The sequence below is a fragment of the Sulfurimonas sediminis genome, from assembly GCF_014905115.1.
Lineage (GTDB): Bacteria > Campylobacterota > Campylobacteria > Campylobacterales > Sulfurimonadaceae > Sulfurimonas > Sulfurimonas sediminis.
On record NZ_CP041235.1, the window covers coordinates 1,817,627 to 1,842,935 of the forward strand.

General features: G+C 36.8%; 30 protein-coding genes and 1 pseudogene. 14 read left to right on the forward strand and 17 right to left on the reverse strand.

Annotated elements, in window-relative coordinates; translation table 11 throughout:
• Positions 1-85: 85 nt before the first annotated feature.
• The 4 genes and pseudogenes from FJR45_RS09750 to FJR45_RS09765 form a co-directional block, all read right to left on the reverse strand.
• A pseudogene (locus tag FJR45_RS09750) lies at positions 86-1,473 on the reverse strand (transposase).
• Positions 1,474-1,514: 41 nt separating this feature from the next.
• Positions 1,515-1,700: a hypothetical protein gene (locus FJR45_RS09755; protein ID WP_193150359.1), complete on the reverse strand. Its 186-nt coding sequence runs from the start codon at positions 1,698-1,700 to the stop codon at positions 1,515-1,517.
• A 99-nt stretch (positions 1,701-1,799) separates the two neighbouring features.
• Positions 1,800-2,381, reverse strand: a complete 582-nt coding sequence (locus FJR45_RS09760) for a transposase (RefSeq protein ID WP_347402233.1) — start codon at positions 2,379-2,381, stop codon at positions 1,800-1,802.
• Positions 2,362-2,964 carry an ISAs1 family transposase gene (locus FJR45_RS09765; protein WP_193149934.1) on the reverse strand — a complete coding sequence of 201 codons (603 nt, stop codon included), beginning with the start codon at positions 2,962-2,964 and terminating at the stop codon, positions 2,362-2,364. The genes FJR45_RS09760 and FJR45_RS09765 overlap by 20 nt, the downstream gene beginning before the upstream one ends.
• Positions 2,965-3,147: 183 nt before the next feature.
• On the opposite strand from FJR45_RS09765, the gene FJR45_RS09770 reads away from it, so the two are divergent.
• The 3 genes from FJR45_RS09770 to FJR45_RS09780 all read left to right on the forward strand — a co-directional run bounded on the left by FJR45_RS09770 (position 3,148) and on the right by FJR45_RS09780 (position 5,641).
• A complete protein-coding gene (locus tag FJR45_RS09770) occupies positions 3,148-4,329 on the forward strand; it encodes an ISAs1 family transposase (protein ID WP_226966519.1) in 1,182 nt (393 codons plus the stop codon).
• A gap of 368 nt (positions 4,330-4,697) precedes the next feature.
• Complete coding sequence (msrB, locus tag FJR45_RS09775) at positions 4,698-5,084, forward strand: peptide-methionine (R)-S-oxide reductase MsrB (RefSeq protein WP_193150360.1); 387 nt, start codon at positions 4,698-4,700, stop codon at positions 5,082-5,084.
• Between the two features lie 11 nt (positions 5,085-5,095).
• Positions 5,096-5,641: a peptidylprolyl isomerase gene (locus FJR45_RS09780; protein ID WP_193150361.1), complete on the forward strand. Its 546-nt coding sequence runs from the start codon at positions 5,096-5,098 to the stop codon at positions 5,639-5,641.
• Between the two features lie 5 nt (positions 5,642-5,646).
• Here FJR45_RS09780 and folP read toward each other — a convergent pair whose 3' ends face one another.
• The 5 genes from folP to FJR45_RS09805 are packed head-to-tail and all read right to left on the reverse strand — an operon-like array spanning position 5,647 to position 9,629.
• Positions 5,647-6,786 (reverse strand): dihydropteroate synthase, encoded by a 1,140-nt coding sequence (folP, locus tag FJR45_RS09785; RefSeq protein WP_193150362.1) that lies wholly within the window; start codon positions 6,784-6,786, stop codon positions 5,647-5,649.
• Positions 6,783-7,403, reverse strand: coding sequence for a DNA polymerase III subunit delta' (locus tag FJR45_RS09790; RefSeq protein WP_193150363.1), 621 nt, complete (start codon positions 7,401-7,403; stop codon positions 6,783-6,785). The genes folP and FJR45_RS09790 overlap by 4 nt, the downstream gene beginning before the upstream one ends.
• Positions 7,390-7,938: a HobA family DNA replication regulator gene (locus FJR45_RS09795; protein WP_151899756.1), complete on the reverse strand. Its 549-nt coding sequence runs from the start codon at positions 7,936-7,938 to the stop codon at positions 7,390-7,392. Before FJR45_RS09795 ends, FJR45_RS09790 begins: the two co-directional genes overlap by 14 nt.
• Before the next feature lie 8 nt (positions 7,939-7,946).
• Positions 7,947-9,158 (reverse strand): aspartate kinase, encoded by a 1,212-nt coding sequence (locus FJR45_RS09800; protein ID WP_193150364.1) that lies wholly within the window; start codon positions 9,156-9,158, stop codon positions 7,947-7,949.
• Positions 9,159-9,629, reverse strand: a complete 471-nt coding sequence (locus tag FJR45_RS09805; RefSeq protein WP_193150365.1) for an RNA pyrophosphohydrolase — start codon at positions 9,627-9,629, stop codon at positions 9,159-9,161.
• 295 nt (positions 9,630-9,924) lie between these two features.
• On the opposite strand from FJR45_RS09805, the gene hemW reads away from it, so the two are divergent.
• From hemW to queA, 4 genes are read left to right on the forward strand one after another with little or no spacing between them, the layout of a single operon-like run.
• Complete coding sequence (gene hemW / locus FJR45_RS09810; RefSeq protein ID WP_193150366.1) at positions 9,925-10,980, forward strand: radical SAM family heme chaperone HemW; 1,056 nt, start codon at positions 9,925-9,927, stop codon at positions 10,978-10,980.
• A 59-nt stretch (positions 10,981-11,039) separates the two neighbouring features.
• Positions 11,040-11,426 carry a Sec-independent protein translocase protein TatB gene (tatB, locus tag FJR45_RS09815; protein WP_193150367.1) on the forward strand — a complete coding sequence of 129 codons (387 nt, stop codon included), beginning with the start codon at positions 11,040-11,042 and terminating at the stop codon, positions 11,424-11,426.
• Positions 11,419-12,267, forward strand: a complete 849-nt coding sequence (gene tatC, locus FJR45_RS09820; RefSeq protein WP_193150368.1) for a twin-arginine translocase subunit TatC — start codon at positions 11,419-11,421, stop codon at positions 12,265-12,267. The genes tatB and tatC overlap by 8 nt, the downstream gene beginning before the upstream one ends.
• A complete protein-coding gene (gene queA / locus FJR45_RS09825; protein ID WP_193150369.1) occupies positions 12,260-13,288 on the forward strand; it encodes a tRNA preQ1(34) S-adenosylmethionine ribosyltransferase-isomerase QueA in 1,029 nt (342 codons plus the stop codon). Before tatC ends, queA begins: the two co-directional genes overlap by 8 nt.
• A 12-nt stretch (positions 13,289-13,300) precedes the next feature.
• On the opposite strand, the gene FJR45_RS09830 is transcribed toward queA, so the two are convergent.
• Positions 13,301-14,755 (reverse strand): acetyl-CoA carboxylase biotin carboxylase subunit, encoded by a 1,455-nt coding sequence (locus FJR45_RS09830; protein WP_193150370.1) that lies wholly within the window; start codon positions 14,753-14,755, stop codon positions 13,301-13,303.
• Between the two features lie 126 nt (positions 14,756-14,881).
• On the opposite strand from FJR45_RS09830, the gene FJR45_RS09835 reads away from it, so the two are divergent.
• Positions 14,882-15,757: an AraC family transcriptional regulator gene (locus FJR45_RS09835; protein ID WP_193150371.1), complete on the forward strand. Its 876-nt coding sequence runs from the start codon at positions 14,882-14,884 to the stop codon at positions 15,755-15,757.
• Between the two features lie 12 nt (positions 15,758-15,769).
• Here the strand turns inward: FJR45_RS09835 and FJR45_RS09840 are convergent, their stop codons facing one another.
• The 3 genes from FJR45_RS09840 to FJR45_RS09850 form a co-directional block, all read right to left on the reverse strand.
• The gene (locus FJR45_RS09840) at positions 15,770-16,546 is read right to left on the reverse strand and encodes a DNA-processing protein DprA (protein WP_193150372.1); all 777 of its coding nucleotides are present in this window, start codon (positions 16,544-16,546) and stop codon (positions 15,770-15,772) included.
• Positions 16,547-16,553: 7 nt separating this feature from the next.
• The gene (locus FJR45_RS09845; protein ID WP_193150373.1) at positions 16,554-17,546 is read right to left on the reverse strand and encodes a divergent polysaccharide deacetylase family protein; all 993 of its coding nucleotides are present in this window, start codon (positions 17,544-17,546) and stop codon (positions 16,554-16,556) included.
• A 105-nt stretch (positions 17,547-17,651) separates the two neighbouring features.
• The gene (locus tag FJR45_RS09850; RefSeq protein WP_193150374.1) at positions 17,652-18,035 is read right to left on the reverse strand and encodes an IS1 family transposase; all 384 of its coding nucleotides are present in this window, start codon (positions 18,033-18,035) and stop codon (positions 17,652-17,654) included.
• Positions 18,036-18,233: 198 nt separating this feature from the next.
• Here FJR45_RS09850 and FJR45_RS09855 point away from each other — a divergent pair, with 198 nt between their 5' ends.
• Positions 18,234-19,415: an ISAs1 family transposase gene (locus FJR45_RS09855; RefSeq protein WP_226966519.1), complete on the forward strand. Its 1,182-nt coding sequence runs from the start codon at positions 18,234-18,236 to the stop codon at positions 19,413-19,415.
• Between the two features lie 8 nt (positions 19,416-19,423).
• Here FJR45_RS09855 and FJR45_RS09860 read toward each other — a convergent pair whose 3' ends face one another.
• Complete coding sequence (locus FJR45_RS09860) at positions 19,424-19,594, reverse strand: helix-turn-helix domain-containing protein (protein WP_193150375.1); 171 nt, start codon at positions 19,592-19,594, stop codon at positions 19,424-19,426.
• 210 nt (positions 19,595-19,804) lie between these two features.
• Here FJR45_RS09860 and rpsF point away from each other — a divergent pair, with 210 nt between their 5' ends.
• The 4 genes from rpsF to FJR45_RS09880 all read left to right on the forward strand — a co-directional run bounded on the left by rpsF (position 19,805) and on the right by FJR45_RS09880 (position 23,018).
• Entirely contained in the window at positions 19,805-20,302 is a 498-nt protein-coding gene (gene rpsF / locus FJR45_RS09865) for a 30S ribosomal protein S6 (RefSeq protein WP_193150376.1), read from the forward strand.
• Between the two features lie 30 nt (positions 20,303-20,332).
• Positions 20,333-20,893 (forward strand): single-stranded DNA-binding protein, encoded by a 561-nt coding sequence (locus tag FJR45_RS09870; RefSeq protein ID WP_193150377.1) that lies wholly within the window; start codon positions 20,333-20,335, stop codon positions 20,891-20,893.
• 26 nt (positions 20,894-20,919) lie between these two features.
• Complete coding sequence (rpsR, locus tag FJR45_RS09875) at positions 20,920-21,183, forward strand: 30S ribosomal protein S18 (protein ID WP_151899741.1); 264 nt, start codon at positions 20,920-20,922, stop codon at positions 21,181-21,183.
• 98 nt (positions 21,184-21,281) lie between these two features.
• Positions 21,282-23,018, forward strand: coding sequence for a hypothetical protein (locus FJR45_RS09880; protein ID WP_193150378.1), 1,737 nt, complete (start codon positions 21,282-21,284; stop codon positions 23,016-23,018).
• Here the strand turns inward: FJR45_RS09880 and FJR45_RS09885 are convergent.
• The 3 genes from FJR45_RS09885 to serB form a co-directional block, all read right to left on the reverse strand.
• Positions 23,015-23,353: a cytochrome C gene (locus FJR45_RS09885; protein WP_193150379.1), complete on the reverse strand. Its 339-nt coding sequence runs from the start codon at positions 23,351-23,353 to the stop codon at positions 23,015-23,017. The genes FJR45_RS09880 and FJR45_RS09885 overlap by 4 nt on opposite strands.
• Before the next feature lie 66 nt (positions 23,354-23,419).
• Positions 23,420-23,719 (reverse strand): hypothetical protein, encoded by a 300-nt coding sequence (locus FJR45_RS09890; RefSeq protein WP_193150380.1) that lies wholly within the window; start codon positions 23,717-23,719, stop codon positions 23,420-23,422.
• On the reverse strand, positions 23,713-24,369 hold the full coding sequence (gene serB, locus FJR45_RS09895; RefSeq protein ID WP_226966523.1) for a phosphoserine phosphatase SerB: 657 nt from the start codon (positions 24,367-24,369) through the stop codon (positions 23,713-23,715). Before serB ends, FJR45_RS09890 begins: the two co-directional genes overlap by 7 nt.
• Before the next feature lie 27 nt (positions 24,370-24,396).
• Between serB and FJR45_RS09900 the strand changes: the two genes are divergently transcribed.
• On the forward strand, positions 24,397-25,308 hold the full coding sequence (locus FJR45_RS09900; protein WP_193150382.1) for a methylenetetrahydrofolate reductase: 912 nt from the start codon (positions 24,397-24,399) through the stop codon (positions 25,306-25,308).
• Position 25,309 lies beyond the last annotated feature (1 nt).

Genomic DNA, 25,309 nt, shown 5'->3' on the forward strand with positions numbered 1-25,309 from the left:
AAAAACCATTTTTAGAGCGATAATGTAGAAAATATTCTCTAAAATCCTTCATATATTGCTCGATATATGCCATCCCTGTCTCCTGTTATCCCATTATCGTATGCAATCTCTTCAGATTGTATGCCATGCATACCAAACGCCACTCACCTTGTGCCTTTTGAAGCCCTCTGAGCATAAATTGCCTAAATCCAATTACCTGTTTGATGATACCGAAGATGGGTTCTATGACACATTTGCGTTGGGCATAAATAGCTTTACCCTCTTTGGTCTGAAGACGGTGTTTCATTTTTTCTACTTCAGTAGGATTATCAGGCAAAGGGTCTGCCTCTTTGAATCTCTCTTCAAGTGGCTGATTGTGTTGCTCTTTTCCAAATGAGATATAGGGTGTCATTTTGCTTTTTACACATAGCTTGATATTCTCTTCGCTGAAATAGCCTGCATCCGCATTGAATGCAGCGGAAGGTTTGAGTTTTGGATGTACCTCATACCATTGCAGTGTAGGCTTAACCTCCTGTTTGTCATTGGTGTTTTGTGTAACATGGGTATGGAGTATCAGACGGGAATCATGCTCTGCTGAGGCTTGGGCATTGTAGCACTGCTCAAACCCTCCGCCTGATGTTTTCATAATACGAGACTCTTCATCGGTCAGGTTGACCTGGTCTTTATCCAATACTTCTTCGACAGGCTCTTTTGGCACTTTGCCTTTTGTCTTCTTGTCTGTGAGCTTCTCTTTCTCCTTGCGTCTCTTCATCTTCTCATCATAGAGTGCTTTCTCTTTTGCATAGCGCTCTTTGGCGCGTTGCTCTATTTTTGCTTTGGCTTCCTTAATGACTTCAAGACGCTCTTCTCTTCGTTCCAGCTCCTCAGGGATATTCACTCCTTCATCGCTTTTACTGTTGTCTGCCTCTTGTGCTTTTTCAAGCAAGGCCTGCACTTCTGCTTCGAGTTGGGATTGCAGTTTTTTTATATGTCCGTAGCTCAGTGCCTTATGCTTGGAAGCGTTGGCTTTGACTTTGGTACCGTCAAGACTTACTTTGCCTACTTTAAGTACGCCCGACTTCTGTGCTACCTCAAGTATCTGCACAAAGAGATCGGATATCTGGGAAAGAAAACGTTTGCGGAAGTTGGCAATGGTATCGTGATCGGGATGAGTATTGACAGCAATATATCTAAATGGTACAGAATCGTAGGTAGCCTGTTCTATCTTTCTGCTTGAAAAGACTCCTGTTGCACCCCAAGAGTATTTCCTCGCTTCGCTCACCGCACATATCCGTAAAAGAGAAGCGAAAGCATTGCTTTGGGATCATAGGCATCTTTGCCACCTTCTTTGTAGTGTTTGTAGATATCATTGAGATCGAGTGTTTCGACTATCTCTACAATGAAGCGTGCCAAATGCCTCTTTGGAAGCCACTCTTCTATACTCGGAGGCATCAGGAATGGCTGATTTCGGTTAGCTGCTATGAAGGGTTTCATATCGTCAAAGCCTTATTAGAATATTCTCTTATTTATATTTATTATACCTGATTATTGGTTTTGAGTGGGTTAATCCGACAGGCTCCTAGTCGGTGTCTTTTACCTTGAGGTTTCCGATAGTCTGTCACCTCTGAAAACAATTTTAAAAGTTGATTTGATTGGGCTTGATCTGCATACCCTCTTATAGAACGCTTTTTCGCTAATTTTTCTCTTGTTTTTGTTGCCATATGTAATCACTTTAGTTTTTTAGAGTTTAAGCAATTATTGTTCTTCTTTTAAATTCCTGTTTTTTTAGGATTGGGGTGCAATAGTTGCACCACAATCCTCTAAAAACTCAATTTTAATATTTGAGCGATAGAGTCATCCAAATCCCATCTATTGTTGATGAGTTGTTCTTGTATAGATTTTGCACCATTAAGGTGTAAAATATTCAAAATCATACTTCTAAGAATAGTCATTAAAAATGGATTTAAATGACAATTATGAGCATCTTCTAAAAGTGAATTATCTTTGTATTGATGCATGGTTTCCACTTTCCAATGGTGTAAAATTTTATTGTGAAAGAATTCTGCACTTTCATGAAAATTTGCAATACAGAATTGAATTCTAGTGCTATTAGTAATCTCGCCAGTTTTATGATTTGTTGACTCTACTTTTTTTATAACTTTTATTATTGAGCGAATATGAGTTATGCCATTATGATAAAAAGTAGTTGGTTGATATACAAACACCTTCCTATTAATCCATTCATTAGATTGTTGGACAGGTTTAGCCTTGTAAATATTTGTCGGTTTTATATCTCTTGAAATTTCATCTATTTTATCAAGTAAGGTTTTTTGATTATCTTTTACCTTGGCAATATATTTTGAACCACTATTTTCGATAGCATCAAGAGTTTTTTTGGGTATTCATTGCATCAAAAGTAAAGATAAATTCATCTCCCAATTCCCCTATCATAGCCTGAAGGGCAGGTATTTCATTCGACTTCTCTGCTATTTGTTGATGAGCAATTATTACCCCTATCTCAGATAAAACAGCACCAACTACTTCTATTGATCTCTTATCTTTGTATTTGCTGCCATTCATAACCTTGCCATCTACGCTCAGGTGCTTTCCTCTTGTATCGACATAGGTTCTTATCCATTTCCTAAAAACAACTTCAACTTCTTGGCTATCAACTTTCGCTAACACATCAGAAACCAAACTTTTCTTTGGTGTTAATATAAACTCTACACCTAATAATCTTTTAACTTGTTCTTTTTGAATATGCTTCTCTATCCAAATAGATATTTGCTTATAGTCAGTTGCTCCCATCAATCCAGCCAATACTGAAAGATATAAAATATGTTCTAGTCGGTGTCTTTTACCTTGAGGTTTCCGATAGTCTGTCACCTCTGAAAACAATTTTAAAAGTTGATTTGATTGGGCTTGATCTGCATACCCTCTTATAGAACGCTTTTTCGCTAATTTTTCTCTTGTTTTTGTTGCCATATGTAATCACTTTAGTTTTTTTAGAGTTCAAGCAATTATTGTTCTTCTTTTAAATTCCTGTTTTTTTAGGATTGGGGTGCAATAGTTTAGGTAAATCCCACGAAAAATAAAATAAATCTTAATCAATAGATTCAAAAGAACTGGAAGAAATATTGCTTAGACTCCTAAAACAAGGAGTTTACCATCAAATTAACACGCACAAAAGCCTTACTTGAATCGCTAAAAAGTATCCCAGACTATAGAGTAGATACAGGGAAGATAGAATATCCATTGCACGAAGTTCTTTTCATGACACTTTTTGCACTTATCAAAGGAAATACAACTTTTAAGGATATATTTTCATGGATGATATATAACAAAGACAATGCAATACTCAAAGAGATTTTTGATAAAGAAGAGATAACGATTCCTTCCAAATCAACATATCATCGTTTATTGATAAACACAGATAATAATGCTTTGGAAAAAGTATTTAGAGAGTTCTTTTTTCCATTCATTGCACAAGAAAATATTGCTATTGACGGGAAGTGGCTGAGAGGTAGCGACGTGAATGGTCAATACACACAGGAAAGACATAAAGCAATACTAAATATCTTGGATAAAGATATAAAAATAGTGTTTGCTCACAAGTTTTTAGATAAAAATAAGAGTAGCGAAATTACTGCACTCAAAGAGGTTTTAAACGATAATATTTTTAGCAATGAAGGACAGATATTTTCCTTTGATGCACTGCTTACTCAATCAGAGATTCTCAACACTATTGATGAGCAAGGTAACAGATATATAGCAAAACTCAAAGATAACCAGAAACACCTCAAAGAGAAAGCTATAAAGACCATAGAAGAGTTTAATCAGCCTACAGATAGAGTTGATGATGAAGATAGCTATTTAACTGAAAACAACAAAAGAGTCTCTCGAAAAGTAGAAGTTTTTCAAAATAAAAGTGCTGATTTAGTTATGTATCATGAGAACTTTCAAAATATTCAATCACTCATTAAAGTGACGAAAACATTAACAAATGCACAGACTGGTGAAGTTACAATTTCAACTCAATATTTAATGGCTAACTTTAAAACAACTGCAAAAGAGTTTCTTCAAAAGATACTGCAACATTGGAGAGTGGAAACATATCACTATCACTTAGATATGCTTACTGAAGAAGATGACCATATAGCATATAAAGAGCCTTTCTCTATAGCTATTCTTAGAAGTTTTACTGTTAATCTTTATCAGTTGTTTTTAAATGAGAACAAAGATAAAAAGGTACTCCTAACCGGTAAAACTACAATGGCAGATATTAAAAGAAATGCTCTTTATCGTGATGATTTTAGTGTTCAATTGATTGAATCAAACTATATTGATTAAGATTTGTTTTATTTTTCGTGGGATTTACCTATGCAATAGTTGACATTACTTATAATATTAAGTTTTCTATAACTTTTATTCAGATAGAATTTACCAAGTCGATAAAGTAAATATGGTTACAGTTCAATTAAATGGCTATAAAACCATAAATAAGGGGATGATAAACATGATAAATGAACTATTAATATATAAAACACGTAGAATTCTTAAAGACCGCGTTGCAGCTGGTAAATAACCATTAAGAGTATTGCTAAATAACTGGCGATACTCTTTTCTTTCTTCTTCCCCATAATTTTTTATCAAAATACTCATTTTATACATAAAACTAAATATACTTGATATACTATAAAAAAAGTAAAGGAAATTTAATGAAAGTAACAAAAAGCGAAGATGAATGGAAAAAAATTCTGAGTCCTGAAGCTTTTTCGGTATGCCGAAAAAACGGCACGGAAGCCCCTTTTTCCGGAAAATATTATGATAACAAAAGTGACGGCATTTACAAATGTATCTGTTGTGGTGCCCCGCTTTTTGAATCAAGCACAAAATTTGATTCAGGAACAGGCTGGCCAAGTTATTATGAAGCAGTTGAAGGGGCTGTCACTGAAATAAAAGATATGTCACACGGTATGATTCGTACAGAAGTAAGATGCAGCAGTTGTGATGCTCATTTGGGACATCTTTTTCCTGATGGTCCTGAGCCTACGGGACTGCGATACTGCATCAACTCTGTATGTTTAGATTTTGAAGAAAAATAAGAAGCTTTTTAATGAAACGAATTTTACTGGCACTGGTATTACTCTATACGACGCTCTTGCTTTCAAGTGAAAACAATCCGCATGTTGTACTGCAAACAACACAGGGAAATATAGAACTTGAACTTTTTCCCGAAGCTGCACCTTTAGCCGTTGAAAACTTTCTTACCCATGTAAAAGAAGGCTATTACAATGGTATAGCATTTCACAGGATTATTCACAATTTTATGATTCAAGGCGGTGATCCGACTGAAAGCGGCAGAGGCGGTGAGAGCATCTGGCATAAAGAGTTTAAGGATGAATTCAAAGCAAATCTTGTTTTTGACAAACCCGGTATTTTGGCAATGGCAAACAGAGGCCCAAATACAAACGGCAGTCAGTTTTTTATTACAACGGCTCCAACGCCATGGCTCAATGGTGGCTATACAATTTTTGGAAAGGTTGCAGATCAAAAATCCATGCAAACTTTGCAAAAACTAAACAATGTCGCTACTTCAGGGCGTTCTGGCGGAAACAGACCGCTGGAACGTCAGGAAATAATCAAAGCATACATAAAATAGACACTTTATGTATGCAAGGCCTGCAACACTTTAAGGGCCTGAAGATGTTGGGCCACATCATGCACACGTAAAATTGAAGCACCGTTTTTGACGGCTTCAAGATGCAGTACCAATGTGCCTGAGAGCCTCTCTTCTACAGAAGAAGGTGAAATTTTATCTATCATGGATTTTCTGGAAGCTCCGACCAGCAATGGCTTACCCAGGGTTAAAAAGTGCTCAAGGCTGCTCAAAAGTTTTATATTGTCTTCTAATCTTTTTCCAAAACCTATGCCTACATCAAGCACAATTTTTTTCACCCCAAAACTCTCAGCTTTTTCTACTCTTTTGATAAAAAAATCATATACATCTTCTATGACATTTTCGTAATAGGGGTTTTTCTGCATCGTTTGTGGCGTTCCTCTCATATGCATGATTACCGCTGTTGCATTATAAGCCGCACAAAGCTTGCATACCTCATCGTTTTGCAAACCGGTTATGTCATTTACAATACCAAAACCGCTCTCCAGAGCCTTTTGTAAAACTTTGGGTTCATAACTGTCACAACTGAATTTTACCTTTTCATACAGTTTTTCTTCTTTTATAAGTCTCAAAAGCGGTTCTATTCTTGCCAACTCCTCTTCTACACTCACAGATGGAGCATTTGGACGAGAAGAGACAGCCCCGATATCTATTATATCTGCACCCTCTTCAATCATAGTCTCTATAGTTTGTATTGCTTCTTTTTCTTTGAGCCTGCTTTGTGCGTAGAAACTGTCATCATTCGCATTTATAATACCCATAATCTCTACTGCATCCGTCTGACGAACCTGTGCAAACTCTTTGAGTTTTTTTGCCAGTTCTTTGAGTCCAAAAGGCTGTGCCAGCTCTTTTTTTGCCAAAGTTTTCAACTGTTTTGTATTTGCAATAAGTATGCAGTCAACTTTTGGCCTGGCTGCGACAACTGTCCCCCGAGGAACAGCCAAATCAGCCCCGATGGAGAGAGCATCCTGTTTCAAAATATTGGCAGCCCCTACATGTAAATCATATATATGTAAAATATGCATTGTTGCTTTTGACGCCAAAATTGTAATACCGCCCGCATCAACACCAAGCTTTTGCAATGCCTCTTTTATATTTATCTCATTTGACAGTTTTTCTACTCTCATTGTCTCTCCTGAGCAAAACTCATAAGCAGCATTGCCAAAACACTTTGGGGGCGTGAATTCAGGTCAAGCAATCGATAGGCTTTGTCAAAATTATCCAGCTGTGATGGAGAGAGTATCAATTTCTCAACAACAGTAGAACGGTAAAAAAGAGCTTCAACCAAAGCTTTTGCTTCTGTTTTAGAGACTCTGGCATGTTGTTTTAAAAATGCAAAAACCTCTTTGTAGTCGAGTCGAGCCAGTGTAATATCCAACTCCATAACACTGTGATGGAGTTGATTTTTTAAAATTGGCAGTCGTGAGCGTACGGTAGGCAGCAAATTTGATTTCGTCGGGGAGATAATAATAAACTCTATATTTGTCGGCGGTTCTTCCAAAAGTTTTAGCAGAGAGTTTTGTGCCACATCAGTAAACTCAGAAGCTGCGATGATGATATACTTTGTCTGTGCTTCACTGATGTATGCTTCAGCCGTTACAAGTTTTGCATGTTCAATTTTAAAATTTTCTTCTATAAACTTTACAACTCTGAAGCCCTGCAGTTCATTTTCAAGTTTTTCAGCAGCTTCCTCCACATCATTTGCAATGAGGATATGCCCTTTTATTGCATCAGGAGCTTGCATCAACCTCTCCAAACATTGCAGCATTCAACGAAGCATCAAAAAGTTTGTAAAGCTGTAACAGTTTGATATCCAAATCCGTATCATAGGATTTGAGTGTAAACGCATTGTTGAAATCTTCATCAAAGATCCAAAAATAACTCTCATCTTTTCTTTTGGCAATATCGCTGCGTTTATCATCTCCTTTGCCAATGTACCAAAAAAAGTAGTCGCCCTTAAAAGAGAGTGATATCATATCATCTATAATATCTATCATTTCACCACTGCCTACACTGTTGTAATGCGTATAAATATTGTCAATACTGATGATAGGTATCATAGGGCGTTCAAGCAACACTCCGTTTAAAGAGCTCAAAATGTAATTTTCAAACCACTTTCTTTTTTCATCAGTAATTAAAATGATTGTTTTGCCATTGAGAATCTGCTCCAATGCGTATGCAGTTGTTTTGGACCACTCAAACCGGTGTTCTTCAAGCCAGCTGAGACTACCGCCCTTTTCTCTTATGGCATCCAGGCTCCATTGTGCAAAATCCGGCATGTAATTACTTATTTGTCTAACTCATAAGTATTATGTAAAGAACGAACAGCAAGCTCTGCATACTTTTCATCAATAACCATGGATACTTTTATTTCTGATGTTGAAATCATATTGATATTGATATTTTCTTTTGCCATCGTTGAAAATGCTTTTGCAGCAACACCTGCATGCGATTTCATACCAACACCCACTACAGAAACCTTACAGATATCTTCATTATAAGAGTCATCTTTGATTTCACCGCTTTGCACAAAGGTGTCTACAACAGATTTTGCGTCATGTAAATCACTCACAGGTACAGTAAAGTCAATATTTGTTGTATCATCAACCGCCTTGTTCTGAATAATCATATCCACATTGACCTCGGCATCTGCCAATGCATTAAAAATATCAGAAGCAATGCCCGGTCTGTCTTTGACACCCATTAAAGAGATGCGCGCCTGGTTTCTGTCTAACGCAATTCCGCTTACTAGTGGTTTTTCCATAATATTTTCTTCCTTTGTAATTAATGTTCCCTCATCATCGCAAAAACTGCTTCGTGTTACAAGATTGACATTGAGTTTTTTTGCCAGTTCAACAGAGCGGTTTTGCAATACTTTTGCGCCTAATGATGCAAGTTCAAGCATCTCTTCATAAGAGATTTTATCAAGTTTTTTTGCTTTTGGTTCAATTCGCGGATCTGTTGTAAAAATACCTGTCACATCCGTATAAATTTCACATAAGTCAGCCTCTAATGCACCTGCAATGGCAACAGCAGAAAGATCACTTCCTCCGCGTCCGAGTGTTGTGACATCTCCGTCAGAATTTACTCCCTGAAAACCGGCAACCACAACAACTTTGCCACTTTGCAACGCACTTTTCATGGCTTTGGGATCAATCTCTTCAATACGCGCTTTGGTATGCTGATTGTCGGTGACAATACCCGCTTTTCTCCCCGTCATTGCCACAGCATCAATTCCCATCTCCTGCAGTGCAATAGAAAGGAGTGCCGATGTCACTCTTTCGCCTGAGCTCAACAGCATATCCATCTCAGCCCGAGCCGGATTTTTTGAAAAATGTTCGGCATATCCGACAAGTTTGTTTGTTTCTCCACTCATTGCCGAAACAACAACGACTACATCATGCCCGGCTTCTTTTGTTTTTGCCACACGATTCGCTACATTTTGTATGCGTTCCAAATCACCAACACTGGTCCCACCGAATTTTTGAACTATTAGCATTTACAACAGCCCCTCTCTTTTAAAATGATTTATAACTTTTTCATATACAGACTGCTTAAAATGCGGTGTAAAGTCTAAAACATCCTCTATTGCCACAAATTTATAGTTTATAAACTCGGGATGCTTTGTATCCAGGTTTATTTTGGCATCTTTTGCAAGTTTGAGTAAAAAATATTTTTGTGTCTGTCCCTTATACGGCTTCATTTTATTCGCAATTTTAGGAGGAAAATCATAAGAAATCCACTCTGGATATTCTGCTATTATTTCAGCAGAGTCTGTCCCTATCTCTTCTTCCATTTCACGAAAAAGAGCCTCTTTGACCTCTTCGCCTTCATCAATGCCACCCTGTGGAAACTGCCAAATGTCAGTCAAATCATTTCTTTGTGCGATAAAAACATCTTTTTTTTGCGGATACTCATTTGAGACGATTATCATAGCAACATTGGGACGGTATATTTCTTCTTTACTCATATAAGCACCTGTAGTTAATTAGACTTCTTACATAACTCCTGTATGCCTCAGAGGATAAAGAAGTGATAAGATTGTGCAAGATTGCTGCTTCTTTATCCTTCCACAGGACACTTTATAGAGAGCTTTACTCTGCGTTAGACAACCCCAACCGTAGCTATAGCTACGCTTGAGAACATCTGCCTTGATTAAAACTCTCTATAAAATGCTGAAACATATAGGAGTTATGTAAGAAGTCTATTATCGCGATTATACAGCAATAGCAATTAAAATAAGTTTATCCGGCTATAATTTCACTATGTTAGTTTATATTCATATTCCTTTTTGCGATTCTAAATGTTCTTACTGTGCTTTTAACTCTTATGTTGACAAGTTTCATTTCAAAGAGAACTACATGTATGCACTTAAAAAACAGCTGCAGTATGAACTCAAAAGATTTCAAGCAAAAAAAGAGACCATAGAGACTGTTTTTATAGGAGGCGGTACACCTTCAACCGTCGTCCCGCAGCTTTATGAAGAAATTTTTGACCTGCTTAATCCCTATCTTATGAAAAACGCAGAAATAACCAGTGAAGCAAATCCCAACTCTGCAACAAAAGAGTGGCTTGAGGGCATGTATAATCTCGGAGTTAATCGTATCAGCTTCGGAACACAAAGCTTTGACAAAAAAAAACTTAAAATTTTAAACAGGGCACATACTCCACAAATGTCTGTAGATGCTGTTCACAATGCCGCTGCTGTTGGATTTGAAAACATCTCACTTGATTTGATTTATGCTACCTTGGGTGATACAAAAGAACTGCTTGCAAAGGATATTCAAACGGCTCTGTCTCTGCCAATCAACCACATCAGTGCTTATGCCTTAATGATTGAAGAGGGAACTGCATTTGAAAATCGTCCACACATGTCAAACGAACAGCTTTCTCTTACAAAATGGCTCTTTAAAGAGATTCAAGACCATGGGTTTTCACAGTATGAAATCAGTAATTTTGGAAGCTACCAATCTCTTCATAATCTAGGCTACTGGCAATATAAAGACTATATCGGGGCCGGGGTCGGAGCTGTCGGCAAACTTGGACTTACAAGGTTTTACCCCTTAACTGATATAGAAGCATATATCAGCGATCCCTTGTCAATCAGACAAGAGACGCTCACATTAGAAGACAAAAGACTTGAACAGATATTTTTAGGGCTGCGCTGTGTCATCGGAATAGATCAGGATATATTAAATACACAAGAGAGAAAAAAAGCGGAAATTCTGTTGCATGAACATAAAATAAAGTTAAAAAACAATACTTTTTACAATGAAGACTATCTTTTGGCAGATGAAATTGCGCTCTTTTTGACCTCTTGAAGATTTTTTAATGATTCTTTGGATAAAATCTCACTATCAATAAACTATGAAGGCTGAATATGTTTGGTATGGGTTTTACAGAGATGCTACTCATAGCAGTTGTCGCTATTTTATTTCTAGGTCCGGACAAACTACCTAGTACAATGGTCGAAATTGCTAAATTTTTTAGAAATGTTAAAAACACAATAGGCACAGTAAAAGATTCTCTTGAAGAAGAGATGAATTTAAGTCAGATAAAACAAGAAGCACTTGCCTACAAACAAGAACTTCTGAATGCCAGCGAAAGCCTGAACAAAGTTACAGATATTCCTGCACAGGCCGGTGCAAAACTTACAAGCCTCACAGATGATATTTTAGAAGATGATGAGAAAACAAAAGAAACACCCAAAGAACCGCAGGAAGTAACTTTCAAGAAAAAGAAAAAAGAAGATACTAAAAATGTTTGATGAATTAAGACCACACCTTGTAGAACTCCGAAAAAGGCTGGCTATTTCAGCAGCAAGTTTAATAGTTATGTTTTTTGTCATGTTTTACTTCCATGAACCTATACTTACATGGATGGTACAACCACTCAATGACGCTCTGACAGAAGTCGGAAAAGTCTCTGTCAATGCGGCAAACGGTATGATTACCACATCACAGGTTGGCGGCGCATTCTTTGTCGCATTAAAAGTTTCATTTTTTGCAGCGATTGTAGGTGCTTTACCTATTATACTTTCCCAAATCTGGCTTTTTATCGCGCCTGGACTCTATGCACACGAAAAAAAGATGATCATTCCTTTTATAGTTGGTGGTACAGTTATGTTTCTTGTGGGTGTTCTTTTTGCCTACTATATTGTGACACCTTTTGGATTTGACTTCCTCATTACCTTTGGTTCATTTAAATTTACTCCGCTTATTAACATCGAGGATTATGTCGGATTTTTTACAAAAATCATGTTTGGGTTTGGTCTTGCTTTTGAACTGCCTGTGTTTGCCTACTTTTTAGCTCTTCTTGGACTTGTTGATGACAGACAGATGACAGCATTTTTCAAATATGCAATCATTATTATTTTTATAGTTGCAGCCCTGCTGACGCCACCGGATGTATTGACACAACTGCTTATGGCCGGTCCGCTTGTGATACTCTATCTGCTTTCTATTTTGATAGTGAAAATGGTAAACCCTGCTCCACCTCTCGAAGAAGAAGAAGAGGATGATGAAGAGGAAGAAGATGAAAGCAGTTTAAGCGTTAAACATCATGACGAGTATGATGAGCTTACAGATAAAAAGGATAAAGATGAGTAACCAGGAGTTACTCACTGCAAGCTATGACTTCACTCTTCCCGATGAACTTATAGCAAACTATCCTGCTTCTCCCCGTGACCATGCAAAACTTTTAGTCTACGACAGAGCCACTGACACAATTACACACACCTTTTTTTATAATCTTGAAAACTTTCTTTCTGCGGAGTGTGCTCTCATTTTTAATGATACAAAGGTTATAAAAGCAAGACTTTTTGGAAAAAAACAGAGTGGCGGAAAAGTAGAACTTCTCATAAACAGAGCCATTACTGCACACAATATCAATGTATATATTCGAGGAAAAGTGAAGATAGACACAGAAATATTTTTTGATGAGAGTCTGATGGCAAAAGTGAAACAATTAAATGATGACGGCAGTCGTGAAGTAAACTTTTACCAAAACAACATACTGTTACGGTTTGAAGACTTGCTTCCTGTCATAGACAAAATAGGGCATATCCCTCTTCCTCCCTACATTCAAAGACCGGATGAGGATAAAGATGCTGATGAATACCAAAGCGTATTTGCTTCGCAAGAAGGAGCCGTAGCTGCACCTACTGCTTCGCTGCATTTTACATCCGAGCAGCATAAAAGGATTTGTAAAAAACATAAGCATGCCTATATTACTTTACATGTAGGCAGCGGTACTTTTAAACCGGTGGAAGCTGAAGTGATAACAAACCATCCTATGCATTCGGAGTATTATGATATTTCCCAAGAAGCAAAAGAGATTTTGGATTCTGATATTCCTCTCTTGAGTGTAGGAACAACATCGACAAGAACTATAGAATTTTATGCAAGGCATAAAGAACAAACGAGGGGTGAAGCAAATCTGTTTTTGCATCCAAACAACAAACCCTTGCGTGTCAACCATCTTTTGACAAATTTTCATCTGCCAAAATCAACACTGCTTATGCTGGTTGCATCTTTTGTCGGACTCGATAAAACACATCAGCTTTACGCTGAAGCGATAAAAGAAAAATATAGATTTTATTCGTACGGGGATGCGATGCTTATTCTCTAAGCACCGCTGTTTTTAGCTTCTTGTAATTAAATTATTCTCTTTGATTTTTTTGATAATACTGCTTAAAAAAGAGACTTTCTTCTCTTCATCAGCAAGCAAAGAGACTGCACCAAGATTGAATTTTTCCATTTTGGAATCCAAATAACCTGTATTAAATTTTCCTGCTCTAAACTCATCATCCCGTACAATTTCTCTGTGCAGGACTATATTTGTTTTGAATCCTTCAATATAGAACTCGTCCAGTGCTCTTTTGGCTTTTTTGACAGCACCCTCCCAGTCCAGAGACCAGACTATGAGTTTTCCAAGCATAGAGTCATAACATGTAGGCAGTTCATAGCCTGCATATAGACTGGTATCAAGACGCACGCCTGGTCCTCCTGGTGTCAGATATTTTGTAACCGTACCGGCAGTTGGCATAAAGTTGTTTTGCGGATCTTCAGAATTGATTCTAAATTCAATGGAATAGCCTCGAAATTTTATCTCTTCTTGTAAAAATTTTAACTTGTCCCCACCGGCAATCTCTATCATTCTTTGTATAATATCCACACCTGTAATCGTTTCAGTGACAGGATGTTCCACCTGAACCCTGGTGTTCATTTCTATAAAATAAATATTATCCTGCTCATCAACCAAAAATTCTACTGTTCCGACACTTTCATAACCCAGTCTGAACATTGCTTTGATGGAAACTCTGTAAAGCTCTTTTCGAACAGCATCATTAAGGAGTGGCGACGGTGCAATTTCAATAACTTTTTGATGGCGACGCTGAATCGAGCAGTCTCTCTCTCCCAAATGCACAATATTTCCGTATTTGTCGGCAACAATCTGCACTTCAATATGACGAGGGTTTTCAACATATTTTTCAATAAAAACATCGCCTTTGCCAAAATATTTCACCGCTTCATTTGTAGCAGATTCAAACATTTTAGAAAATTCTTTTGCCTGTTTGACAATCCTCATTCCTCTACCGCCACCGCCGAATGCAGCTTTGATGATTACAGGAAATCCTATTTCTTTGGCAATTTTTTCACCCTCTTTGACATCTACAACCGGTGTATCAGTCCCTTCTAAAACCGGAACACCGATTTTTTTCATAGCAACTTTGGAAGCCATTTTATCACCAAAGAGTTCAATATGCTCCGGCTTGGGACCTATGAAAATGAGACCGTTCTCTTCACAGGCTCTGGCAAATTCAGCACTTTCAGATAAAAATCCGTATCCGGGGTGTATGGCGTCACAGTTTGCTTTTTTTGCCATTGAAATTATTCTTTCATAGTTCAAATATGCTTCAATAGGATTCCCCATTATAGGGTAGCATTCATCTGCCTTGGCAACCCAGACACCCTCCACATCAACCTCTGAAAATACAACAACTGTTTTTATTTCCAACTCTTTACACGCACGAATAATTCTCAGCGCTATTTCGCCTCTGTTTGCGATCAATATTTTAGATATTTTTTGCTTCATGTGATTCTCCAATATTTTAAACTGCAGTATTATAAAGTTTTAAAAAATTTATCTCTATACTTTAATTGGCATTAAAGTTATCTATTTTTGTGATTTTTATTTTCTAATTTTGCTATAATAAGCATTATGAAGAAAACAACTTTAGAAAAAAAGATAAAAATTTCCAATTATATTATGTATTACATCTATACCAATATAGATACAGATATCAATATGGATGAACTTGCCCAAAACCTGAAAATCAACAAATTTTACATGCATAAGATTTTTAAAGAGATATTCAACCGAAATATATATGAAAGTATAAAATCCATACGCCTGCAAAAAGCTTCCAATCTGCTCTTAACCAACAAATACTCCACCATATCCGAAGTTGCAAACTCCTGTGGATATTCTTCGCAGACTTCTTTTATACGCGCTTTTAAAATCCGCTTTGCCATGACACCCAAAGAGTGGCGAAAAGGGGGCTACAAAAAGTATTCAAGCAAAATCCTCAAGCAGTCTCTCATAGCCACAAAATCAAAGGCACAGTTTCATACCATTACACCTGAAATTGTTAAGATGCCTGAACTTTCAGCATACTATATCAGACACAGAGGCTATAACGACAGCATAAAACAGACTTGGCAAAAACTCCAAACATGGGTATTTAGCAACAATCTCACCAATTACAAAGAGATTGCACTCCTGCATGACAATCCGGCGATTACACCGCTTGATGAGTGCCAGTATGTTGCTTGCATCGTAAATGAGGATCCAGATATTAGCGTAAATGACAGACTGCCAAACTTTAAAATTTCAGGAGGCGTGTACGCAAAATTTGACCTGCAGGGAGAATCCGGAGACTTTTTGAAATTTATTCATTGGGTGTATCATGAGTGGTTACCACAAAATGAATATGAAACAACCACAAAACCCCCTTATGTTATTTATAAGAAAAACAAGTATTTGTCCAAAGATAATACTTTTGACATAACCCTTTATCTCTCAATAAGTTATTAAGCTGCCCTTCAATTAAGAAGTGGGAAAAACTCTTGCGTTTTTTATAACAATTGTTCCTGCTAGTTCTGCTTCAAAAATTTTGGTCGGATATTTTTGTAAAGCGTCCTCATATGTTGGATTACTTTGACAATAGTACAAAAACTCATCCAAAGCCACTTCTTTACATGTAAAGCCTGCAAACTGCGCAACAAAAGCATCGACATTATAGATAGCTTTTGCCTCTCCTTTTGCAAGTAACTCATTTGTCGCTTCACTCTCTCCTATCCGGTGTGCTAATACATATACTTCTTTTCCCATTTTCAAAGCATACTCAACGCTGCGCATTGTTCCTGAGTTAAAATCTGCATAAGTCACTACAAGGACATCTCCCAAAGCAACGACTACTTCATTGCGCAAAGGAAAATGATACTTATGAGAAGGAGTCCCTTCTTCAAACTGACTGAGCACCAAACCCTTTGTCTCAATATCTGCAATAATATTTTTATTGATTGCAGGGTAGCGCTTGTCTAGCCCTGTTGCTGCAACCATAATGGTGTTTTTTGCACCGGCAGCCTTATGTGCAATGGCATCAACGCCCAAAGCACCGCCGCTAACTATGCAGACACCCGCTAAAGAAAGTTTGTGAGAAAGTCGGTGTGTCAGTTCTCTTGCATATTGATTTGGTTTTCTGCTTCCTACAATTGCAATTTTCTTTTTATGTAATAATCCACTGTTTCCTTTGTAAAAAAGTTTCTCAGGATAGTGCTTCATAGCATCAAGTTCGGGTATATGAAAATCTATTTGCTGCATTGCAAAGTCAATATATTTTATTTATCTGCACTAACTCAACATCTTTGAACAAAGCCTTTGATTCAGAGAGTGCCTGCAGTGTATTTTTATGTGGATGGCCTATCGCAATGGCACTGCCATGTGCCTTTGCAACTGCAATGGCTTTTTTTATCTGTTTTAAAATATAGGGCTTGTCCATGTGATGATCCAAAAAAACATCGCGTGCAACATATTTGAGTCCGAAATTTTTCAACACTTTGGGTGCCATTGTTTTTGCTGTTGTTCTGCTGTCTATAAAGCGTATGTGGTTTGCGTTTAAAGCAAAAACCAGTCTGTTCATGGCAATTTCATTTGAGGTAAATTTGCTGCCGGTGTGATTGTTGATATAGGCGACTTTTGGAAACAGTTTTTTGATATCTTTTATTTTTGCGGAAATTTTTTGCTGAGAATCATGTATGCGAAGAGTATGCGGTTCCTCAGCATTAAAGTGCATTGCTTCCATCGGTAAGTGCACCATATAAAACTTTTCATGTGCTGCAAGTTTCGCAGAGTCGGGCCTAGCTGCACGTGGTGGCAGAAAAGACATCGTAACATTGAGATGCAAACGTTTTACGGCTCTTACCTGTGATGCGGTCTGCATATCATCTATGATGATGGCCAATTTCGGTTTGGATGTATAAACCTGCACTTTTTTCGGTTTTTGCTTTGGAGGATTTGCCAGGGTTTCATTATCTATTTCATGTGCGGCAGAAACATATGTTTTTGTCTCTTTTTTCAGGACCTCCTGCAGTCTTTTGTTGACACTTACAGCCGGTGCTTTTGGAATTGTTTGTACTGACTTGTGCTTTGTGGTCAGCTTTTCTTTTTTATGCGTTTTTCCATCATTCGCCCCAAAATAATACCCTGTAATTAAAGATATTAAAACAAGGGCTATCAGTGCTAAAAACCATGCTGTATATTTTAATAAAGAAGAACCGGTTTTTTTCTTCGTTCTTCGTGTTCTTTTTTTTCTTTTTGCCATCTACTCTTCATCTTAAACTTAAATTTACTGAAACTATATCCTAAAAAAATAAAAATCTTAATTTTATTGCAGTTTGTCATAAAAAGCGGTACTGACTAAATAACCTTATTTACCAATATTTTTATTAACAAAGAACCAGGCAAGTCTATTATCAAGCCACTCATAACTTCTGGCATGGGCTTTTGTTCTTCTAACAAGATAAGAGATTTTATCTCTTATCTGAGAATTAAGGTTTTCAATCACATTGGTTATTTTGGATTTCTCCATACTTGCTTTAGATCCATAAATCTTATCATAGGAGAAACAACCGTCACAGTATATTTTATCTGTAGACGGGAGTTGTTGATTAAACTCAAAAAGTGCTCCTGCATTTTTATATCTTGAGAGATGATAAAAATAGAAATATTTTCCATGTTGTGTAACAGCTATAGATGCCCATAAATAGTATCTTTTTGCCTTTTTACCTATGAATGTATACAGTTCATCCATTATCATGTATGTAAAGACTACAGGTGCCGATTTGATTCTGTTCGCAAAGTCGATATAAAGATCTTTATATTCGTTGAGTTTTTTTTAAATGGTATTGTACTGTAGGTAAATCCCACGAAAAATAAAATAAATCTTAATCAATAGATTCAAAAGAACTGGAAGAAATATTGCTTAGACTCCTAAAACAAGGAGTTTACCATCAAATTAACACGCACAAAAGCCTTACTTGAATCGCTAAAAAGTATCCCAGACTATAGAGTAGATACAGGGAAGATAGAATATCCATTGCACGAAGTTCTTTTCATGACACTTTTTGCACTTATCAAAGGAAATACAACTTTTAAGGATATATTTTCATGGATGATATATAACAAAGACAATGCAATACTCAAAGAGATTTTTGATAAAGAAGAGATAACGATTCCTTCCAAATCAACATATCATCGTTTATTGATAAACACAGATAATAATGCTTTGGAAAAAGTATTTAGAGAGTTCTTTTTTCCATTCATTGCACAAGAAAATATTGCTATTGACGGGAAGTGGCTGAGAGGTAGCGACGTGAATGGTCAATACACACAGGAAAGACATAAAGCAATACTAAATATCTTGGATAAAGATATAAAAATAGTGTTTGCTCACAAGTTTTTAGATAAAAATAAGAGTAGCGAAATTACTGCACTCAAAGAGGTTTTAAACGATAATATTTTTAGCAATGAAGGACAGATATTTTCCTTTGATGCACTGCTTACTCAATCAGAGATTCTCAACACTATTGATGAGCAAGGTAACAGATATATAGCAAAACTCAAAGATAACCAGAAACACCTCAAAGAGAAAGCTATAAAGACCATAGAAGAGTTTAATCAGCCTACAGATAGAGTTGATGATGAAGATAGCTATTTAACTGAAAACAACAAAAGAGTCTCTCGAAAAGTAGAAGTTTTTCAAAATAAAAGTGCTGATTTAGTTATGTATCATGAGAACTTTCAAAATATTCAATCACTCATTAAAGTGACGAAAACATTAACAAATGCACAGACTGGTGAAGTTACAATTTCAACTCAATATTTAATGGCTAACTTTAAAACAACTGCAAAAGAGTTTCTTCAAAAGATACTGCAACATTGGAGAGTGGAAACATATCACTATCACTTAGATATGCTTACTGAAGAAGATGACCATATAGCATATAAAGAGCCTTTCTCTATAGCTATTCTTAGAAGTTTTACTGTTAATCTTTATCAGTTGTTTTTAAATGAGAACAAAGATAAAAAGGTACTCCTAACCGGTAAAACTACAATGGCAGATATTAAAAGAAATGCTCTTTATCGTGATGATTTTAGTGTTCAATTGATTGAATCAAACTATATTGATTAAGATTTGTTTTATTTTTCGTGGGATTTACCTAATTGTACTGTACGTAAGTGCACTCCTAGTGCTCTTGCTATCTTCCTTTGTTCCATCTTCTCTTCAAAGAGTTTATATATAAGTTCTATCTGCTCTTGTGTTAATCGTTTATATGGTCTGTATTTTCTTTCACTCTCTTTTACTGCCATGATAAAATCCTTCTTTATGAATTTTATCTTTTTAAGCAATTTCTGTTCTAATTAGTCAGTGCCTAAAAAGCATATGTGCTTTTTTTAAGCAAAACTTATGTATAATTTCGGGTTCCTTTCTCTTTGTAATGTCAGAATTGACACTATATTCAGATCCGAAAGGGAAACAAAAGCCTAGAATTAGGCAATACCAAGAGGAGATCATACTATATGAGACACTACGAAAACCTAGTAATCGTAAAACCTACTTTTACTGCAGAAGAAATCCAGGCCAGCGTCAAAGCAGTTGAAGAAGTTATTACTTCAAACGGTGGAGAAATTGCAGCGACAAACGCTATGGGAATGAGAAAATTAGCATACCCAATTGAAAAAAACGAACGTGGTTACTACTATGTAATCTACTACTCAGTAGCACCTGCTGCAATCGCTGAAATTGAAAGACGTTTCCGTATCAACGAAGACCTTTTAAGATTTATAACGATCAAATATGATTCAAACCGTGAAATAAAAGCATGGAATGAACTCGTAAAAAAAGCAAACAAAGCATCTGAAGCTCCAAAAGCAGAAGAAGCTCCTGCAACTGAGACTCCTGTAGCTGAAGCACAAGCAGAAGAAGCTCCAAAAGCAGAAGAAGCTCCAAAAGCAGAAGAAGCTCCAAAAGCAGAAGAAGCAACAGAAGCTCCGGCAACAGAAGCAGCAGCTGAGTAATAGCATTCGCTATAAAATGAAGGAAAACTTATGTTCAATAAAATAATTTTAGTTGGTAACTTGACACGCGATATCGAGCTTAGATACTCTCAAGGGGGAATGGGAATTGCAAAGACTGCAATTGCTACAAGCCGTAAATTCACCAGTAATGGAGAAAAGAAAGAGGAAGTCTGTTTTGTAGATATCACATTCTTTGGAAGAAGTGCCGAAGTTGCAAACCAATACCTCAGAAAAGGAAGTAAGATTCTTGTCGAGGGAAGATTAAACTTTGAACAGTGGGTTGACCAAAATGGACAAAAAAGATCGAAACATTCTGTTATTGTAGAAACTATGCAAATGCTTGATTCCAAAGGTGACAACCAAGGTGGCGGTTATAATGCACCGGCACAAAACAGTGGATATAACGCACCAGCTCAGGGAGAACCGCAAGGGTATCAACAGCCGCCTGCGCAACAACAGCAGCAAAGTTACCAGGCACCACAGCAGCAAAATAGTTACAATAACAATCAAGCAGCGTCCCAGAGTCGTGAAATGCCAAGTAGCAACTCTATTCCTGAAATTGATATAGATGAAGATGAAATTCCGTTTTAGAAAAAAATAGATACAAAGGGTATACCATGTCAGAAAAAAGAAAATACAAAAAAAGATATTGTAAATACTGTGAAGCAAAAGTTGACTTCATGGATTACAAAGAAGTAGCAAGTTTACGTTTTTCATTATCAGAAAGATACAAAATTATGCCACGTCGTTTAACAGGAAACTGTAAACGTCACCAAGATATGATTACTGTAGTAATCAAACGTGCTCGTGCAGCAGCTTTAGTTCCTTATACTGTAAGCCGTAAGCAAGTTGTAACTGCGCCATTTGAAAACCTGAAATAGGTTTTCTGGTGCTTTTGCACCACATCATCCCCTAAACTTTTCCGACAAACACCACTTAGGAATATTTATTGCTACAGTTTATCTAAAAAAGCAGTCCTATGAAACTAACTTTACTTATTTTACTACTATTTTATAATTTTTTGCTTCATGCAAAAACATCTGATGATTTTGCACTCATTATTCATAAACCTTTTCAGTCAGGCTTAGTTGATATCACCCAAAATTACGATGGAACCTTAAGTGTTCTTGGTTTTACATATGATTTCAAAAAGCAAGGTTTGCATGCCAACAAAACATATAATGATCCTTTTGCATACCTGCAGAGCCTTTCAAATAAATACGGTGCCAAAATAAACCTTATCAGAGTGAATGACAAAGCACAAATCATACAGTCAAAAATCATTCCTCTTACACAATTTGCAAAACCGGCCTCCTTTGTAAAAACACCCACAAATGGATATATTATAGGTGGATACACAATGGGTGGTTCACAACTCTTGGTATTACTCGATGCTGCTTTGCATCTACAGCGATCAGTCTCCTTTGGGACTAAAAATAATAATACAATACATAAACTTGTTGCCTTAAAAGACGGCGAAGTATTAGCAATAGGCACCTCTTTTACTTCCAGGTCAACACAAGACAATATGTTCCAAACCGGTTTGGGCAACGATGATGTATGTATAAGCAGGTTTGACAAAGATGCAAATCTGCTGTGGACGAAAAAATACGGCACACAGTATGATGATCAGGGAATAGATGCTGCAGAAGCCGATGACGGTTCAATAATAGTTCTCAGCACAACACATACAAAAATGAAAACAGCTGTGAACATCTCAAGATTAACCCAGAACGGCGATAACATATGGCTCAAAGAGATTCCGGGCAATGGCTTCAATGAACCTGTAAGTTTACTCAGACTGAAAGATCAAAATTTTGTCATATCTTTAGTCAAAACAGATGCCATGCACAAAAAGCAAATACGCCTTGTAAAGTTTGACATCTATAAAAACATCTTGATTGACAGTGAAATCAGTACAACATACTCAAGCCAAATCAACGATCTCAGGGAGTTCAGTGACGGCACATTGATTGGCGTTGGCTTTGTTCAAGACACTTCCAACACTGATGGTCTGGCAATGATAATAAGTAAAAATCTGAAACTTTTAAAACAGGAACATTACGGAGGACAAAATTATGATGTTTTTAACAAAGCTGTCATTTTAGCAAACTCCCAGATAGGTGTAGCCGGTATACATACAGACGAAAATTCCAATGAAAACAATATGTGGATTCTCAAGCTCAACAAGGATGCTACAATTGCTCAGATTGCAATAGACACACTGGATTTCTACACGCAGCTGCGTCAGTTGTTTCAAAAAGAAATAGAGACTAAAAAAGTTATCATAAAAAAAGATTTAACTATTGAATTTGCTGCTAAAAATCTTTATTTTAAGGCAGGAGAGTACAAACTTGACAAACAGCAAAAAAAGTTTTTTAGAGAATTTTTTACAAAACTGGTGAATTTTTTATACACACATAGAATGCAGGTAAAAACTTTAGAGATCAACGGACATACTTCCAGCGAGTGGGAAAACAGTACTTTTTCAGAGAGATTTTTAAACAATGAGGATCTCTCTATGAAACGCTCCTATGAAGCGTTCAGGTCCCTCTTCTTGGTGCAGGATCCCACAAAACAAAAATATTTAACGCATATTTTAAAGGGGAGTGGTCTTAACTACAGAAATAGGATTATAAGTGATCACAGAGAGAATAAAGAAAAATCAAGAAGAGTCAGTTTAAAAATCATTTTAAACAAGCACTCTCGTCATTAACCACAGGTCGGGACTTCACCGTCTGCTGCATATTTCCAAACAAAATCATAAAGATTTTTTACATCTTTTTCTTTCATTTTCTTGATTTTTTTCACGCCATGAGGACAAATTTTCATCCATTCTTCTTGAAGTTTTCCAGACTCTTTTAAAGAAGTCCAACCTTTACGGTCATGTTTTATCGCAAATACAGCTCCATTTTTCAGTCCGTCTTTCTTACAGATCTTCAGCTTTTTTAAATAAAATCTTTGCCCCTTGCTTGCATCAGCTGTTGCACTTGTTGTAAAAACTGACCCGGCCACTGCAGCAGCTAATAATAATGAAGTCATTTTTTTCATTTACTTTCCTTTACATGTTATAACATTGTGATATGTTACTAGCATCTTCATAAATTATAGATTAATCTATACTCTAAAACTGAGCCTGGTTTTATCCTGAATTAACTTTTTATAGAGCTTGAATTTTGCTTTTTCCAACTCTTCATCAGTATATGCGAACTCTTTTTTAATTCTCCCTTGAGCAATCCCTGCCGTGTCCATTGCAAAAAGTTTCAGCTCTTTTTTTGTCAATTTTGCCTTGAGTGCCGCATAAAGCTCTTTGTCATCTTCTATCAGGTCTACAGTATCAAGTTTACAAAACTCTGCAAGTTTTTCTCTAAAACTGTTGTCATCATGATACTGTCTCCACACTGTACTCTCTAGCATTGTATTTCCTTTAATATTTGTGTTAAATCTTTTGTTTCTATTATTATATTTGCTTCACGTTTTAAAATGTCTCTTGCGCAAAAAGCAATCCGAGTCCCTGCATGGGCAAACATTGAAAGGTCATTTGCACCGTCACCGCAAACCAATGTCTCTTCTTCGTTGATACCCAAAATATTTTGAAGTCTTACCAACATATCTCCCTTTGAGAAATTAAACATCATGTCGCCACCGACAAGTCCGGTAAGCTTTCCGTTCTTTACATGTAAAGCATTGGAAAAATCAGCATCATATCCTAAAATATCTTTTGCATATGAAGTAGCTGTTCTGAAACCGCCACTGAAACAGACAACCTTCATTCCTCTGTTTTTCAACTCTGCTATTGTCTCACGTGCTCCTGGCATATAAGGTAAATTGTGGGCTATTTTTTCAACAACTGTATAATCCAGCCCTTTTAAGAGCCCTACTCTTTGTTGCAAGGACTCAAAAAAATCAAGTCTTCCGCTCATGGCCTCTTCTGTGATACGCGCAACCTCTTCGCCTATCCCGAGTTCCTCCGCAAAAAAATCAATTGTTTCACCGTCCATTAATGTAGAATCAAAGTCAAATACTGCAAGTTTTAGCATAAATTTTCTCTCTTTTGTATATAATATCGCAATTATAGCGAATTAGGATTTTTTTTGTTTGACACACTGATACATAAATTAAAAAACGACAGATATATTACTCTCGAAACTACACCCGGACATTCGGCAACTTTTACACCGACCATAGACAAAATAGAAACACTCGGGCTTGCAGATTTAGTCGATGGATTTTCCACAACAGACAACCCTTTGGCAAAACTCAAGTACAATGCTCTTTTTGCCGCCAAACTGCTTCAGGAAAGATTTAAAAAACCGGTCATAGCGACCATGAGCATGAGAGACAGAAACAAAATTGCGCTGCAGTCTGATCTTTTAGGTGCAAATGAATTTGACATCAGAGCGATTTTAGCACTCACAGGGGACCCTGCCACCATCTCTGACCAACCCAATACAAAAGGTGTTTTTGAAGGTGACAGCTCTTTACTCCTGGACATCATTGCTGCTTTAAACTCCGGTATGGATTATGCAGCAAAACCTTTTAATGTTACACCAAAGCAGATACATCCCTTTGCAGTTGTCAACTCCTATGCAAAAAACCCAAAAACACTCCAAAAAAAGATGCAAAAGAAAATCAAACACGGAGCAGTAGGCATCATAACACAACCGGTATATGATGTTGAAAATGCAAAACAGCTTTTGGAACTCAAAGAAAAAGCAAACAAAGAGTGTTGCCGTGAAAATAAAAACGCAGAACTTATTTTGGGAGTTTTTCCTATCACGAAGCTGCGCACTGCACAGTTTTTGTCATCCCATGTACCGGGAATCAACGTCCCTCCCTGCTGGATAGACAAACTCCGAGAGGCCAATACAAAAGGTGCAGAGGAGGAGTATAAAGTGGGATTTGAGCTTAGTAAAAAACTCTTTGAAGAGCTCAAACAACTCCATCCGAAAATTCACCTGATGACAGCGAACCAGTTTCAAATAGCCAAAGATATATTAGTATAAG